Source organism: Stenotrophomonas sp. PUT21 (genome assembly GCF_052232875.1).
GTDB lineage: Bacteria > Pseudomonadota > Gammaproteobacteria > Xanthomonadales > Xanthomonadaceae > Stenotrophomonas > Stenotrophomonas maltophilia_N.
On record NZ_CP197645.1, the window covers coordinates 1,195,732 to 1,209,905 of the forward strand.

The 14,174-nt window shown below is 66.5% G+C and carries 16 protein-coding genes; 14 read left to right on the forward strand and 2 right to left on the reverse strand.

Annotated elements, in window-relative coordinates:
- Positions 1 to 15 precede the first annotated feature (15 nt).
- Positions 16 to 630: a YqaA family protein gene (locus ACTT2I_RS05730; protein WP_088432260.1), complete on the forward strand. Its 615-nt coding sequence runs from the start codon at positions 16 to 18 to the stop codon at positions 628 to 630.
- The gene (locus ACTT2I_RS05735) at positions 627 to 1,403 is read left to right on the forward strand and encodes a peptidoglycan DD-metalloendopeptidase family protein (protein ID WP_088432259.1); all 777 of its coding nucleotides are present in this window, start codon (positions 627 to 629) and stop codon (positions 1,401 to 1,403) included. The genes ACTT2I_RS05730 and ACTT2I_RS05735 overlap by 4 nt, the downstream gene beginning before the upstream one ends.
- A gap of 52 nt (positions 1,404 to 1,455) precedes the next feature.
- Here the strand turns inward: ACTT2I_RS05735 and ACTT2I_RS05740 are convergent, their stop codons facing one another.
- Positions 1,456 to 1,830 (reverse strand): Mth938-like domain-containing protein, encoded by a 375-nt coding sequence (locus ACTT2I_RS05740; protein ID WP_421099581.1) that lies wholly within the window; start codon positions 1,828 to 1,830, stop codon positions 1,456 to 1,458.
- A 13-nt stretch (positions 1,831 to 1,843) separates the two neighbouring features.
- Positions 1,844 to 2,149 carry a ribosome assembly RNA-binding protein YhbY gene (gene yhbY / locus ACTT2I_RS05745; RefSeq protein WP_019183325.1) on the reverse strand — a complete coding sequence of 102 codons (306 nt, stop codon included), beginning with the start codon at positions 2,147 to 2,149 and terminating at the stop codon, positions 1,844 to 1,846.
- A gap of 65 nt (positions 2,150 to 2,214) precedes the next feature.
- On the opposite strand from yhbY, the gene rlmE reads away from it, so the two are divergent.
- From rlmE to recX, 12 genes are all read left to right on the forward strand, one after another.
- A complete protein-coding gene (rlmE, locus tag ACTT2I_RS05750; protein WP_088432257.1) occupies positions 2,215 to 2,847 on the forward strand; it encodes a 23S rRNA (uridine(2552)-2'-O)-methyltransferase RlmE in 633 nt (210 codons plus the stop codon).
- Positions 2,848 to 2,900: 53 nt separating this feature from the next.
- Positions 2,901 to 4,841, forward strand: coding sequence for an ATP-dependent zinc metalloprotease FtsH (gene ftsH / locus ACTT2I_RS05755; RefSeq protein ID WP_172407459.1), 1,941 nt, complete (start codon positions 2,901 to 2,903; stop codon positions 4,839 to 4,841).
- Between the two features lie 100 nt (positions 4,842 to 4,941).
- Entirely contained in the window at positions 4,942 to 5,127 is a 186-nt protein-coding gene (locus ACTT2I_RS05760) for a hypothetical protein (RefSeq protein ID WP_088432255.1), read from the forward strand.
- A gap of 82 nt (positions 5,128 to 5,209) precedes the next feature.
- Positions 5,210 to 6,109 (forward strand): dihydropteroate synthase, encoded by a 900-nt coding sequence (folP, locus tag ACTT2I_RS05765; protein ID WP_088432254.1) that lies wholly within the window; start codon positions 5,210 to 5,212, stop codon positions 6,107 to 6,109.
- Positions 6,109 to 7,062, forward strand: a complete 954-nt coding sequence (gene miaA, locus ACTT2I_RS05770; RefSeq protein ID WP_421099580.1) for a tRNA (adenosine(37)-N6)-dimethylallyltransferase MiaA — start codon at positions 6,109 to 6,111, stop codon at positions 7,060 to 7,062. The genes folP and miaA overlap by 1 nt, the downstream gene beginning before the upstream one ends.
- A 107-nt stretch (positions 7,063 to 7,169) precedes the next feature.
- Complete coding sequence (gene hfq / locus ACTT2I_RS05775) at positions 7,170 to 7,451, forward strand: RNA chaperone Hfq (protein ID WP_019183319.1); 282 nt, start codon at positions 7,170 to 7,172, stop codon at positions 7,449 to 7,451.
- Between the two features lie 26 nt (positions 7,452 to 7,477).
- Positions 7,478 to 8,788 carry a ribosome rescue GTPase HflX gene (gene hflX / locus ACTT2I_RS05780; protein ID WP_088432252.1) on the forward strand — a complete coding sequence of 437 codons (1,311 nt, stop codon included), beginning with the start codon at positions 7,478 to 7,480 and terminating at the stop codon, positions 8,786 to 8,788.
- A 190-nt stretch (positions 8,789 to 8,978) separates the two neighbouring features.
- Positions 8,979 to 9,473 (forward strand): CinA family protein, encoded by a 495-nt coding sequence (locus tag ACTT2I_RS05785; RefSeq protein ID WP_019183317.1) that lies wholly within the window; start codon positions 8,979 to 8,981, stop codon positions 9,471 to 9,473.
- Positions 9,474 to 9,509: 36 nt separating this feature from the next.
- The gene (gene ubiB, locus ACTT2I_RS05790) at positions 9,510 to 11,189 is read left to right on the forward strand and encodes a 2-polyprenylphenol 6-hydroxylase (RefSeq protein ID WP_088432250.1); all 1,680 of its coding nucleotides are present in this window, start codon (positions 9,510 to 9,512) and stop codon (positions 11,187 to 11,189) included.
- A gap of 394 nt (positions 11,190 to 11,583) precedes the next feature.
- A complete protein-coding gene (lexA, locus tag ACTT2I_RS05795; protein ID WP_088432249.1) occupies positions 11,584 to 12,234 on the forward strand; it encodes a transcriptional repressor LexA in 651 nt (216 codons plus the stop codon).
- 203 nt (positions 12,235 to 12,437) lie between these two features.
- Positions 12,438 to 13,478 (forward strand): recombinase RecA, encoded by a 1,041-nt coding sequence (gene recA, locus ACTT2I_RS05800; RefSeq protein WP_088432248.1) that lies wholly within the window; start codon positions 12,438 to 12,440, stop codon positions 13,476 to 13,478.
- Positions 13,479 to 13,588: 110 nt separating this feature from the next.
- On the forward strand, positions 13,589 to 14,080 hold the full coding sequence (recX, locus tag ACTT2I_RS05805) for a recombination regulator RecX (protein ID WP_421099579.1): 492 nt from the start codon (positions 13,589 to 13,591) through the stop codon (positions 14,078 to 14,080).
- Positions 14,081 to 14,174: the final 94 nt, after the last annotated feature.

Here is a 14,174-nt window from a genome sequence, read left to right on the forward strand (position 1 = left end):
AAGGAGCGTTGCGTCATGAAGATTTTTGGTCCGCTGTACGAGCGGGCAATGAAGTGGGCCGCGCACGAGCGCGCCCCGACCTATCTCACGGTGCTGAGTTTCATCGAGGCGATCATCTTCCCGGTGATGCCCGAGGTGATGCTGGCACCGATGTGCGTGGCCCAGCCCAAGCGCGGCTGGTGGTTCGCCACGCTCAGCCTGGCCGGCTCGATGGCCGGTGCGCTGGTCGGCTATGCGCTGGGCCATTTCGCCTTTGAAGCGCTCAAGCCGGCGTTCGCCGCGATGGGCATGCTGGGCAGCATCGAAGGCGGCATCGCCATCGTGCAGGCCAAGATGGCCGAGTCGCCCTGGGCGGTGTTCACCTTCCTGGTGCTGGGCGGTTTCATGCCGATCCCGATGAAGGTCTTCACATGGGCATCGGGTATCGTCGGCGTGCCGTTGCCGCAGTATTTCCTGAGCATGTTGATCGGCCGTGGCAAGCGCGTGTACGTGCTGGCGGCGGTCATTCGTATTGGCGGGCCGCGTGCGGAAGCTGCGCTGCGCCGTTGGATTGAACCGCTGGGCTGGATCGCGACCGCGCTGGTGGTCGTGCTGGTCGCCTGGCTTGTATGGAGGTCGAAGTTCGCATGAGTGCTGATCGTTTGAGCAAGGGAGTGCGCACCGGCGCGCTGCTGTTGGTGGTGTCGGCGCTGAGCGCCTGCGGCACTGCCACCGTGGTGCGGCCCTCGGGCTCGGGCGGCGTCGCCCACAGCACGCCACAAACCTCGGTGGCCAAGCCGGGCCAGACCGCTGTCGTGCGCCGCGGCGACACGCTGTATGCGCTGGCCCGCATCCACAACATCACCCCGCGCGATCTGGCTGCCTGGAACGGGCTGGCCGAGCCGTACACCATTTATCCGGGCCAGTCCCTGCGCCTGTTCCCGGGTGGCAGCGGCAGCCCCGGCCGTGCCCCGACCACCGTGGTCACTGCGCCGCGTCCCGGCGGCACGGCCCCGGCCGCCACCCCGGCACCGACCGTTGCGATCAAGAGCAACATCAGCTGGCGCTGGCCCGCCGATGGGGCCATCGTCGGCCGCTTCGTCGCCGGTGAAGCGACCAAGCAGGGCGTGGACATCGCCGGTACCAGCGGCCAGCCGGTCCGGGCGACCGCGGCGGGTGTGGTGGTGTACTCCGGTGCCGGCCTGGTCGGTTTCGGTGAGCTGATCATCATCAAGCACAGCGACCAGTGGCTGTCGGCGTATGGCCACAACCGCAAGCGCCTGGTCAACGAAGGGCAGAGCGTGAAGGCCGGCGAGCAGATTGCCGAGATGGGCCGCACCGGCGCCGCGCGCGACATGCTGCACTTCGAGATCCGCTACAACGGCAAGCCGGTCGACCCGCTGCTGTACCTGCCGCCGAAGTAACCACGAAAAAGGCCGCCCCAGGGGCGGCCTTTTCTGAACGGAATCGCCGGTCTCACCCCTTCAGGATGAATGCCGCCGCCACCTTGCGACCCTCGCTGGCGAGGATGTTGTAGGTCCGTGCGGCCGCCGGGTTGTTCATCACTTCCAGTCCAATCCCCCGGGTCAGGCACGCGGCCATGACCGCCGGAGGCGGGAACACCTGGGTATCGCCCGTGCCCAGCACCACCAGCGCCGGGTTCAGCGCCAGCACCGGCGCTAGGTCTTCCGGGGTCAGGCGGGCGATGTCCGCCACCGGCCAGGCTTCGATCAGCGTGTCCGGGGCCAGGATGAAACTGGCCGCCAGGGTCCGGTCATTCACCTTCGCGCTGCGGCCATCGGCGGCACGCAGGGCATAGGCGTAGTCGGGGATTTCGTGGCTCAGCTGCATGGGCGTTCCGGGATCAGCCGCGCGGCAGGACGATCTGGCGCTGTTCCTTGCTCGGGCGGTACAGCACGGCCACGTGGCCGATGCGCTGCACCAGCGCGCTTTCGCTGGCACTGACCAGCTCGGCGATCAGGGCATCACGGGCCTCGCGGTCTTCGGCAGCGACCTTGACCTTGATCAGCTCGTGGCGCTCCAGCACCTCTTCCAGTTCAGCCAGGAAGGCCGGTGTCACCCCCTTGCCGCCGATCTGGAGCAGGGCTTTCAGATCATGCGCGTGGCCGCGGAGGAAACGGGTTTGGGAAGACGTCAGGGCGATAGCCATTCAGGAACAAGCGGTTAACTGGGGCGATCAGGGTATCATGACCTCCCCATCGGACCCGCATCTCAATGGCAACCCGCAGCAAAAGCAGTCAACGTTGGTTGAAAGAGCACTTCGCCGACCCCTTCGTGAAGAAGGCCCAGGCCGAGGGCATGCGCTCGCGCGCGGCCTACAAACTGGAGGAGCTGCTGGAGCGGGATCGGCTGCTGAAGCCGCACATGGTCGTGGTCGACCTGGGCGCCGCCCCGGGCGGCTGGTCCCAGCAGGTCCGCCGCCAGATCGGCGATACCGGCCGGGTGCTGGCCCTGGACATCCTGGAGATGCCGCCGCTGGCCGGCGTGGAGTTCCTTCACGGTGACTTCAGGGAGCAAACCGTCCTATCGGAGTTCGAAGCCATGCTGGGGGATCAGCCGGTAGACCTTGTGCTCTCGGATATGGCCCCCAATAAGAGTGGAATGGACGCGGTGGACCAACCGCGGATGATGCACCTGGCGGAGTTGGCGTTGGAGTTTGCCGACAACCATCTCAAGCCCGGTGGCGCGTTCCTGATCAAGCTGTTCCAGGGCGTGGGCTTTGACGACTATGTGCGCGAAATGCGCCGCCGGTACGACAAAGTGGTGATCCGCAAGCCTGAAGCGTCCCGTAAGCGCTCGCCCGAGGTGTACGCCTTGGGGCAGGGAAAACGCGCGCAGATCAAGTAAGCTCAACCATACGAATCGCGTCAGGAATTAGAGGAACACCGGAGCCAATGAGGATGAACGACTTGACCAAGAACCTCCTGCTATGGGTGGTCGTCGCCGTCGTGCTGATGGTGGTCTTCCAGAGCTTCTCGCCGAAGAGCAGCGGAGCCGGCGCGCAGGGGGCGACGTACTCGCAGTTCCTGGACCAGGTGGACAGCGGCAACATCCAGAAAGTAGTGCTGGGCGAAATGCGCGGCGGTGCCAACGATGTGACCTATACCACCCGCAGCGGCCAGACCAGCACCATCACCGCGCCCTACGATCGTGATCTGATCAACGTGCTGCGCGGCAAGAAGGTGGAATTCGAACAGGCACCTCCGTCCAGCGGCATCTCGCTGGGCGCGATCCTGATGAACTTCCTCCCGGTGATCCTGATCATCGGTTTCTGGATCTTCATCATGCGCCAGATGCAGGGCGGTGGCGGCGGGGCCAAGGGCGCGATGTCCTTCGGCAAGTCGCGCGCCAAGCTGCAGGGCGAAGACCAGATCAAGGTTACCTTTGCTGACGTCGCCGGTTGCGACGAGGCCAAGGAAGAAGTCGGCGAACTGGTCGACTTCCTGCGCGACCCGACCAAGTTCACCAAGCTGGGCGGCAAGATTCCGCGCGGCGTGCTGATGGTCGGCCCGCCGGGTACCGGCAAGACCCTGCTGGCCCGTGCGATCGCCGGTGAAGCCAAGGTTCCGTTCTTCTCGATCTCCGGTTCGGACTTCGTGGAAATGTTCGTCGGCGTCGGCGCCAGCCGCGTGCGCGACATGTTCGAGCAGGCCAAGAAGCAGGCACCGTGCATCATCTTCATCGATGAAATCGACGCTGTCGGTCGCCATCGCGGCGCCGGCCTGGGCGGCGGTCATGACGAGCGCGAGCAGACCCTGAACCAGTTGCTGGTCGAAATGGACGGTTTCGAGGGAGGCGAGGGCGTGATCGTCATCGCCGCCACCAACCGTCCGGACGTGCTCGATCCGGCGCTGCTGCGCCCGGGCCGTTTCGATCGCCAGGTCGTGGTCGGCCTGCCGGACGTCAAGGGCCGCGAGCAGATTCTCAAGGTGCACATGCGCAAGCTGCCGCTGGCCGACGATGTCGAGCCGATGGTGATCGCGCGCGGTACCCCGGGCTTCTCCGGTGCGGACTTGGCCAATCTGGCCAACGAAGCCGCGCTGTTTGCCGCACGTGGCGGTGAGAAGGAAGTCCGCATGGACCACTTCGACCGTGCCCGCGACAAGATCCTGATGGGTGCCGAGCGCCGTTCGATGGCGATGAGCGAAGAAGAAAAGACGCTCACCGCGTATCACGAAGCCGGCCACGCCATCGTCGGCCGTCTGGTGCCCGAGCACGATCCGGTCTACAAGGTCACCATCATTCCGCGCGGTCGCGCGCTGGGTGTGACGATGTACCTGCCGGAAGGCGACAAGTACTCGATGAACCGCGTGGCGATCGAATCGCAGCTGTGCTCGCTGTATGGCGGGCGCGTGGCTGAAGAGCTGATCTTCGGCACCGACAAGGTCACCACCGGTGCGTCCAACGACATCGAGCGCGCCACCAAGATGGCCCGCAACATGGTCACCAAGTGGGGCCTGTCCGACGAGCTCGGTCCGATCGCCTACGGTGAAGAAGACGATGAAGTGTTCCTCGGCCGTTCGGTGACGCAGCACAAGAGCGTGTCGGATGACACCGCGCGCCGGATCGACGAAGTGGTCCGCAGTATCCTGGACAAGGCCTACGCCCGTACCACCGAGCTGCTGACCGCCAACCTGGACAAGCTGCACACGATGTCCCAGCTGCTGCTGCAATACGAGACCATCGATGCGCCGCAGATCAACGCCGTCATGGAAGGGCGCGATCCGCCGCCGCCGGCGGGTTGGGGCAAGTCCCCCAGCAACAAGGATGGCGGCAACAACGACAAGGGCGGCGATGCCCGTCCGGTCGCCCCGATCGCCGGCCCTGCCGAGCAGATCTGAGGGGTGCCCACGTAAGTGACGAAGGCCGGGGAAACCCGGCCTTCGTCGTTTCGGTCAGGTCATAATGACCGTCCGTTTTCGTTCCCGTTCTGGAGTCGCCATGTCCGCACCCCCGCCGCAACCGGTCTCGCACACCACTGAAATGGTGATCGCCACGATCATTGGCGTGGCCATCGGCCTGACCCGCGACAACTTCCTGCTCGGCGCCGGCATCGGCATCGCGGTCGGTGTGCTGATGAGCATCGCCAAGACGGTGTACGTGGAGCGCAAGCGCCGCCAGCGCTGAGGGCACGCTTCGTCAGCGCGACCGGCAGGCGCTCGCGTGGTCCGGCGTAAACTACGCGCTGGCGTACTTTGTGGATCTGCCCATGTTCGATATCTCCCCCCAGCTCGATTGCGGTGGCCGCCTGCTGCGGCTGGATCGCCCGCGGGTCATGGGCATCGTCAACGTCACCCCGGATTCGTTCTCCGACGGCGGTAAGCACGACAGCGTCGAGTCCGCGGTCGCGCATGGGCTGCAGCTGGTGGCCGAAGGGGCCGACCTGCTCGACATTGGCGGCGAGTCAACCCGGCCCGGCAGTGCGCCGGTGCCGCTGGATGAGGAGCTGCGCCGGGTCATCCCGGTGATCGAACGCCTGGCGCGCGAAACGTCCGTGCCGATCAGCATCGACACCTTCAAGCCCGAGGTGATGCGCGCCGCGGTTGCGGCCGGTGCGGGTCTGATCAATGACATCCATGCACTGCGCCAGCCCGGTGCGCTGGCGGCTGCCGCCGAACTCGATGTGCCGGTAGTGCTGATGCACATGCAGGGCGAACCGGGCAGCATGCAGGACACGCCGCACTACGACGACGTGGTCGCCGAAGTGCATCGCTTCCTGACCGAGCGGATGTTCCAGGCCGAGATGGCCGGTGTCGCCAAGAAGCACCTGATCATCGATCTGGGCTTCGGCTTCGGCAAGACCACCGAGCACAACATGATCCTGCTGGCCCGCTCGGACCGCTTTCTCGAGCTGGGCGTGCCGATGCTGGCCGGCCTGTCGCGCAAGCGCAGCATCGGTGAGCTGACCGGCCGTGAGCACCCGCGTGACCGCGTGGCCGGTTCGGTCGCCGCGCACCTGATCGCTGCCCAGCGGGGTGCGATGCTGCTGCGCGTGCACGATGTCGCGGCCACCGTGGATGCATTGAAGGTCTGGGCGGCGGTCGATGCCGTGCCGATGCCGCGGGTGTCGGCCGCACCGGCGATGCCGCGCTGGCCGGACGAGGACTGATGGCCGTCGACCAACGTCCGCTGGCGATCGCGGTGATGGGCCCGACCGCGTCGGGCAAGACCGCCACCGCGATCGCGCTCGCCCAACAGCTGGGCGGCGAGATCGTCAGCGTGGATTCGGCGCTGGTCTATCGCGGGCTGGACATCGGCTCGGCCAAGCCCGATGCCGCCGAGCGCGCGCAGGCGCCGCATCATCTGCTGGATGTCCGGGACCCGTGGCAGACCTATTCGGCGGCAGAGTTCGCCGGCGACGCGGCGAGGGCCGTGCGCGACATCATTTCGCGCGGTCGGATGCCGATTCTGGCCGGTGGCACGGGGTTGTACTTCCGCGCCCTGCTGCAGGGCCTGTCGCCGATGCCCGAGGCCGATCCGGCGACGCGGGCGCAGATTGCCGCCGAGGCGGCCGAGCAGGGGTGGGCGGCGATGCACGCCCAGCTGGCCGGCATCGATCCGGCGGCGGCAAAGCGCATTCATGCCACCGACCCGCAGCGCATCCAGCGTGCGCTGGAGGTCCATCGCCTGACCGGCACCCCGATCAGCGACTGGCAGAAGCTGCCCGGCGTGGACCGTCTGCCGGTCCGGGCGCTCAAGCTGGTGTTGGCCCCGCGCGAGCGCAAGGTGCTTCACCAGCGTATCGAAACCCGTTTCGACGCCATGCTTGCGCAGGGATTTCTCGAGGAAGTGCGTGGCCTGCGCACCCTTCCCGCCATGGCCGCGGTGGCCGCGCCGCTGGATCTGCCGGCGGTGCGTGCAGTGGGCTACCGACAGGCCTGGGAGTACCTGGACGGGCAGGGGACGGTCGCAGAGTTCCGGGAGCGCGGCATCCAGGCCACCCGCCAGCTGGCCAAGCGCCAGCTGACCTGGTTGCGCGGGGAGCTTGATGCGCGCTGGTTCGATCCCCATCTAGACAGGGCTTCCCTGGCAGATGCGGTGTCGACCTTCGTCGCACGCTGAGTCCACGCCTTCACGCACCCGCCCCGTGTACCATCAAGGGTTCCGGCGGGCGGCGGGGGCCGTGGCAACTGCCGGAAGACCATAAAAACAATAATCAGGAGTGTGCAATGTCCAAGGGGCAATCGCTGCAGGATCCGTTTCTGAATGCACTTCGGCGCGAACGTGTGCCGGTGTCGGTGTATCTGGTCAATGGCATCAAGCTGCAGGGAACGATTGAATCGTTCGACCAGTTCGTGGTGCTGCTGCGTAACACGGTGAGCCAGATGGTGTACAAGCACGCCATTTCGACCGTGGTGCCGGCACGCAATGTGAAGGTCGGGCCCGGTGGTGGCTATGTGCAGTCCAATGATGGCGCCGAGGGCGTCCAAGGTGATGACGACGTTGAGTGACCGCGTGAAAAATTCTGGAGAACTGCGTGTTTGACCGTTCCAAGCGAGGCGAACACGCACTCCTGATCCAGCCGCATGTCGGCCGGCTTGAAGATGACGTGCTTGAAGAGTTCACCGATCTGGCCCGCTCCGCCGGGGCCAGCATCGCGGCCACGTTGACCGCGCGCATCGATCGGCCCAATCCGTCGATCCTGATCGGCAGCGGCAAGCTGGATGAGGTCAAGGCCGCGGCCGATGCGACCGGCGCCGACCTGATCCTGGTCAACCATGCGCTGTCGCCGGGGCAGGAGCGCAACCTGGAGCGGTTCCTGGAACGGCGCGTGATCGACCGCACCGGGCTGATCCTGGATATCTTCGCCCAGCGTGCGCGCAGCCACGAAGGCAAGCTGCAGGTCGAGCTGGCGCAGCTGCGCCACATGTCCACGCGGCTGATCCGCGGCTGGACCCATCTGGAGCGCCAGCGCGGCGGTTCCATCGGTCTGCGCGGCCCGGGTGAAACCCAGCTGGAAACCGATCGCCGCCTGCTGCAGAAGCGGGTGGAACAGCTGCAGAAGAAGCTGGAAAAGGTGGAAGTGCAGCGCACCCAGATGCGCCGTGCCCGCCTGCGCAGCGAGCTGCCGCGCGTGGCCCTGGTGGGCTACACCAACGCCGGCAAGTCGACCCTGTTCAACGCATTGACCGGTGCCGAGGCGTATGCCGCGGACCAGTTGTTCGCGACGCTGGACCCGACCGTGCGCCGCATCGCGCTGCCGGGCGGCAGCGTTGTGCTCGCCGATACCGTCGGCTTCGTCCGCGACCTGCCGCATGATCTGGTGGCAGCGTTCCGCTCGACCTTGTCTGAAGCCCGCGAAGCGGACTTCCTGCTGCACCTGGTCGATGCCGCCGATCCGCACCGTGAGGAGCGCATCGCGCAGGTGGATGAAGTGCTGACCGCCATTGGCGCGGGCGATCTGCCGCAACTGCTGGTGTTCAACAAGATCGACCGCATCGATGGGGCCGAGGTCCGTCACGACGGGCAGGACGGCATCCCCGACAACGCACGCCGCGAACGGGTCTGGATTTCCGCCCGCGACAACGTCGGCCTGCCGCTGCTGCAGGCCGTGCTGGGCAAGCGCCTGGGCCTGCAACACGTCAGTGGCGAGCTGCGGCTGCCGCCCAGTGCCGGTCGCCTGCGTTCGCGCCTGCATCAGCTCGAGGTGGTCCGCGACGAAGCAACCGACGAAGACGGTTGGCTGCTGCAGGTCGAAATTCCGATCGCCGAGGCCGAGAAGCTGGCGGCCGGCGAGGGCGGCGAACCGATCCGCGCGATGCTCCCGGAGAAGCTTCCGGAGTGGTGATGGGTGTGCCGGCCAGCGGCCGGCGCTCCATCAGCCTCGCGGCGCTGCTGCACGACTCGGCGTGCCGGCCGCTGGCCGGCTCGCAGGATCCTGGGCGCGCGACCTTCCGTCGCGCCCGGCGACACACGACACCACGCGCGATTTCGGCTAAAACAGGGGGCGTTCGTCCCCCGTTGATCCAGGATTCCCCATGACCGTTCCTTCCGACGCCGAGCTGGGCGCCCTCGCCAGTGACGTGGGCCAGCGCCTCCAGCAGGCCTCCCTGCAACTGGTCACCGCCGAGAGCTGCAGTGGCGGTTGGATCGCCAAGGCGATGACCGATATCGCGGGCTCCTCGGCGTTCTTCGATTGCGGCATGGTGGTCTACAGCTACGAAGCCAAACAACGCCTGCTCGGCGTGCGCGCGCAGACGCTGGAACAGTTCGGTGCGGTCAGCCGCGAGACCGTACTGGAAATGGTCTCTGGCGCGCTGATCAATTCCGGTGCCGGCATCGCCGTGGCGGTGACCGGAATTGCCGGCCCGGGCGGCGGCAGCGAGGACAAGCCGGTCGGCAGCGTCTGGATCGGCTGGAAGGGCCGGGGCGGCTACGCGCGTGCGCAGCTGTTCCAGTTCGACGGCGACCGCGAAGCCATACGGCGGCAGACCGTGCAGCAGGCGCTGACGGGAATCTTCCCGCTGTTGTGACATTCTGACCGGGTGTGCTGACAGGAGAGTGGGCCGATGTGGGAAACGCTGGGTACCGTGCGTGACCTGGGGCGATTGCAGGAAATCGCGTCGGTCCTGATCCGCTATGGCTTCGGCGACCTCGTGCGCCGCATCGGCCTGGCCGATGTGCTCGAGCGCGCCGGCCGCCTGCTGCACTGGAACGACACCCAGCAGATGCTGCGGATGACCGCGCCGGTGCGCGTGCGCCGCGCGATGGAAGACCTCGGCCCCACCTTCGTCAAACTCGGCCAGGTACTGGCCACCCGCGTGGACCTGTTCCCGCCGGACTGGATCGCGGAATTCTCCGAACTGCAGAATGCCGTGCCCGCGCTGCCATATGCGCAGGTGCGCGATCAGCTGGAGCGCGATCTGGGTGCACCGGCCACCGAGGTCTTCGCGTGGCTGGACGAAACCCCGATGGCGGCGGCCTCGCTGGCGCAGGCACACCGCGCGACCCTGCATGACGGCACCGCCGTGGTGTTGAAGATCCGTCGCCCCGGGATCCGCGAGGTCATCGAAGCCGACCTGCGTCTGCTGGCGCGGTTGGCCGAGATCGTCGAAGCGCGGCTGCCGGATCTGCAGCGGTATCGCCCGGCCGAAGTGGTCCAGCAGTTCCAGGTGTCATTGCGCCGCGAGCTGGATTTCGCCGCCGAATGCCGCAATGCCGAACGTATCGCGCGCAATTTCCAGGGCCGCGACGACATCCTGATTCCCAACGTGCACTGGCAGTGGACGTGCGAGAGTCTCAACGTGCAGGACTTCGTGGATGGCATTCCCGGCCGCGATCTGGCCGGTGTCGATGCGGCGGGCCTGGACCGCGTGCAACTGGCCCGTACCGGCGCGCGCATCGTGCTGAAGATGGTGCTGGAGGATGGGTGTTTCCACGCCGATCCGCACCCGGGCAACATCATCTACCTGCGTGACGGTCGCATCGGCGTGATCGATTTCGGCATGGTGGGCGCGATCTCCGAGCAACGCCGCTTCCAGGTCGCCCAGCTCCTGCATGGCCTGGTGACGCAGGAACCGGAGCAGGTGGCCGACATCCTGCTGGACTGGGCCGGTGGCGTGGAGGTCGATGAATCGCGGTTGCAGCAGGACATCAGCACCTTCGTCGACCAGTATCGCGGCGTGCCGCTCAAAGACCTGCACATGGGCCTGATGCTGGGCAACATCACCCAGCTGCTGCGCCAGTACGCGCTGACCCTGCCAGCCGATCTGGCCCTGATGATCAAGACCTTCCTGACGCTGGAAGGGATGGGCCGCCAGCTGGATCCGCAGTTCGACATGGCCAGTGCCGCGCGCCCGTATCTGGAGCGGGTGATGTGGCAGCGTTATTCGCCCGGTGCCATGCTCAAGCGTGGCAAGCGCAGCCTGGTCGGGGTGATGGACCTGGTCGGCGACCTGCCGCGCGACGTGCGCCGCCTGCTGCAGATGGCGCGCCGCGGGCGGCTCCAGCTCAAGGTCGAAACCACCGCGCTGCAGGGCTTCGGCGACCAGGTCAACCGTGCCGCCAACCGGCTGGTGATGGGCATCGTGACCGCCGCGCTGATCATCGGCTCCTCCATCGTCATGCACAGCGTCGGCGGCGTCTCCAGCCGTTGGCTGCTCGCGCTGGGCGTGGCCGGCTTCATCGGCGCCGGGTTCTGTGGCGTGTGGATCCTGTTTTCGATCTGGCGCAGCGGCAAGAACCCATAGGGTTCCTGCCGCTGGGATCCGAAGGATCCCCGCAACGTGCCGCCTACGCGGCGCGTTGCGCGTAGAGCCGACCGTTGGTCGGCTGCTCCTGCCTGGCAGGCCCGCTCATCACTTGCCCCGGTTCGCGCCGCGCCATGCATGGCTGCTCCCCCGTCCGGCGCCGGGTACGCCAGATCCAGGGGATTGCAGAGGCTCAACGCCCGAGGGATGGTCGCAAGCGACACGCGACCGCGCCGCCGTCAGGCATTGCCGCGCTGCGCGCGGTCACCGACCAACGGTCGGTGGGTACAGGCGTTGCTGGCGGCTTCGGCTGGGGCCGGACCATTCTTCTTGTAACGGCTCTTCCTCTGCGGGCACTTGCGTGCCCGCATCGTTAGTAGTAATACTACTAACCATGGACCTGACCGATACCCAGCAGGCGATCCTGCAGTTGATCGCCGAGCGTATAGAGACCGATGGCGCACCGCCGTCGCAGACCGAAATCGCCCGTGCGTTCGGCTTCAAGGGCGTCCGCGCCGCCCAGTACCATCTGGAAGCGCTGGAGGAGGCCGGGGCGATCCGTCGCATCCCGGGCCAGGCCCGCGGCATCCGGCTGGTCCAGGCGCCGGCGCTACAGAACGGCCTGCCCGAATCGCTGCCCGCCTCGGCGCTGCCGGATCATGTCCTGCGCCTGCCGGTGCTGGGCCGGGTCGCGGCCGGTCTGCCGATCGGCGCGGATATCGGCTCGGATGACTTCGTGGTCCTGGACCGGGTGTTCTTCTCGCCCGCGCCGGACTACCTGTTGAAAGTGCAGGGTGACTCGATGATCGACGAAGGCATCTTCGACGGCGACCTGATCGGCGTGCACCGCACCCGCGATGCGCGCTCCGGCCAGATCGTGGTCGCCCGCATCGATGACGAGATCACGGTCAAGCTGCTGAAGATGGGCAAGGACCGGATCCGCCTGCTGCCGCGCAACCCCGATTACAAGCCGATCGAAGTGCTGCCGGACCAGGACTTTGCGATCGAAGGCCTCTATTGCGGGTTGCTGCGGCCCAACCGCTGACCCTGTTTCCCCTGAATCACGCGCGGTCTTTTGTGGCACATCTCTGGTTTTGCTGAGGTTGGTACGGATGTCCGATAATTTTTTTCCGAACGCCGGGCAGAATCTCAGCCCGTGCGATACGCCAGCCTTAAAGTGAACCCATGGCCAAGAAGACTTCCAAAGACAGCACCTCCACCGATACGACCTCTGCAAGGACCACTCCGATGGACGAAAACAAAAAGCGCGCCCTCACCGCCGCGCTGAGCCAGATCGAAAAGCAGTTCGGCAAGGGCGCCGTGATGCGCATGGGCGACCGTGTCGTCGAGGCGGTCGAGGTCATCCCCACCGGTTCGCTGATGCTGGATATCGCGCTCGGTATCGGTGGTCTGCCCAAGGGCCGCGTCGTGGAGATCTACGGCCCGGAATCCTCGGGCAAGACCACCCTGACCCTGCAGGCGATCGCCGAATGCCAGAAGAAGGGCGGTACCGCCGCCTTCATCGATGCCGAGCACGCGCTGGACCCGATCTACGCCGCCAAGCTGGGCGTCAACGTGGACGACCTGCTGCTGTCCCAGCCCGATACCGGTGAGCAGGCGCTGGAAATCGCCGACATGCTGGTGCGCTCGAGCTCGGTGGACATCGTGGTGGTCGACTCGGTTGCCGCGCTGACCCCGAAGGCTGAAATCGAAGGCGAAATGGGCGACCAGCTGCCGGGCCTGCAGGCCCGTCTGATGAGCCAGGCGCTGCGCAAGCTGACCGGCAACATCAAGCGCTCCAACACCCTGGTGGTCTTCATCAACCAGCTGCGCCACAAGATCGGCGTGATGATGCCGGGCCAGAGCCCGGAAGTGACGACCGGCGGCAACGCGCTGAAGTTCTACGCCTCGGTCCGCCTGGACATCCGCCGTATCGGCGCGATCAAGAAGGGCGACGAGATCATCGGCAACCAGACCAAGATCAAGGTGGTCAAGAACAAGCTGGCCCCGCCGTTCAAGCAGGTGGTCACCGAGATCCTGTACGGCGAAGGCATCAGCCGCGAAGGCGAACTGATCGACATGGGCGTGGAAGCCAAGCTGGTCGAGAAGGCCGGCGCCTGGTACAGCTACGGCGAAGAGCGCATCGGCCAGGGCAAGGACAACGCCCGCGGTTACCTGCGCGACAACCCGCAGATTGCCCAGCGCCTGGAAGCCGAGCTGCGCGAGAAGTTCCAGCCGGAAGAAGCGGTGCGTGAAGGCGGCGACGAGGCCGACGACGACGCCGAGTGAGTTTCCTGCGGGGCAGGGCAGCGCCGTCAGTGACGCTCGCCCTGTCCTGCAGTTTCAAGAATCCCCGACGGGATGGCGCCAAGGATGGCGCACTGTAATGAAGGTCCGCCATGCAAGACTCCGATCCCCCCGCACCCCGGCGCAAGCGCCGTGTCCAGGAACAGACGCCGGTCCAGCGGGCGTTGGGGCTGCTGGTGCGCCGCGAGCATTCACGTAAAGAGCTGACCCGCAAACTGCAGGCCCGCGGCATCGAGAACGAGGCCGCCGAAGCCGCGGTCAGCAAGCTGGCCGAGGCCGGCTGGCAGGACGACACCCGCTTTGCCGAGAATCTGGTCCGGATCCGGGCCAACACCGGCTATGGCCCGATCCACATCCGCGCCGAACTGGGCACGCATGGCCTGGACAGCGATCAGATCGCGGCGGCCATGGACACCTTCGAAGGCGATTGGACCGAGAACGCCCGCGACCTGGTCTGCCGCCGTTTTGGCGACGCCGGCCCGCAGGAACTGCCGCAGCGGCGCAAAGCCGCCGATCTTCTGGCCCGCCGCGGGTTCCCCGGCGACAGCATCCGCCTGGCCACCCGTTACGACCCTGAGGACTGAGCGGCCCGGGCCTGATACCCTTTGTGGTTTCGGCGGTCCTGCAGTTGACACCCGGCCATTGGGGCTGCGTGCCAGGGACTGACCGGCCCGCACA

Bases quoted from the DNA above. Each gene is read 5' to 3' on its own strand.
- folP (WP_088432254.1), top strand. From the start codon at position 5,210: ATGTTCGATATCTCCCCCCAGCTCGATTGCGGTGGCCGCCTGCTGCGG.
- ACTT2I_RS05760 (WP_088432255.1), top strand. From the start codon at position 4,942: ATGTCCGCACCCCCGCCGCAACCGGTCTCGCACACCACTGAAATGGTG.
- recX (WP_421099579.1), top strand. From the start codon at position 13,589: ATGCAAGACTCCGATCCCCCCGCACCCCGGCGCAAGCGCCGTGTCCAG.
- rlmE (WP_088432257.1), top strand. From the start codon at position 2,215: ATGGCAACCCGCAGCAAAAGCAGTCAACGTTGGTTGAAAGAGCACTTC.
- ftsH (WP_172407459.1), top strand. From the start codon at position 2,901: ATGAACGACTTGACCAAGAACCTCCTGCTATGGGTGGTCGTCGCCGTC.
- ACTT2I_RS05730 (WP_088432260.1), top strand. From the start codon at position 16: ATGAAGATTTTTGGTCCGCTGTACGAGCGGGCAATGAAGTGGGCCGCG.
- recA (WP_088432248.1), top strand. From the start codon at position 12,438: ATGGACGAAAACAAAAAGCGCGCCCTCACCGCCGCGCTGAGCCAGATC.
- miaA (WP_421099580.1), top strand. From the start codon at position 6,109: ATGGCCGTCGACCAACGTCCGCTGGCGATCGCGGTGATGGGCCCGACC.
- ACTT2I_RS05740 (WP_421099581.1), bottom strand. From the start codon at position 1,830: ATGCAGCTGAGCCACGAAATCCCCGACTACGCCTATGCCCTGCGTGCC.
- lexA (WP_088432249.1), top strand. From the start codon at position 11,584: ATGGACCTGACCGATACCCAGCAGGCGATCCTGCAGTTGATCGCCGAG.
- ACTT2I_RS05785 (WP_019183317.1), top strand. From the start codon at position 8,979: ATGACCGTTCCTTCCGACGCCGAGCTGGGCGCCCTCGCCAGTGACGTG.
- ACTT2I_RS05735 (WP_088432259.1), top strand. From the start codon at position 627: ATGAGTGCTGATCGTTTGAGCAAGGGAGTGCGCACCGGCGCGCTGCTG.
- hfq (WP_019183319.1), top strand. From the start codon at position 7,170: ATGTCCAAGGGGCAATCGCTGCAGGATCCGTTTCTGAATGCACTTCGG.
- ubiB (WP_088432250.1), top strand. From the start codon at position 9,510: ATGTGGGAAACGCTGGGTACCGTGCGTGACCTGGGGCGATTGCAGGAA.
- yhbY (WP_019183325.1), bottom strand. From the start codon at position 2,149: ATGGCTATCGCCCTGACGTCTTCCCAAACCCGTTTCCTCCGCGGCCAC.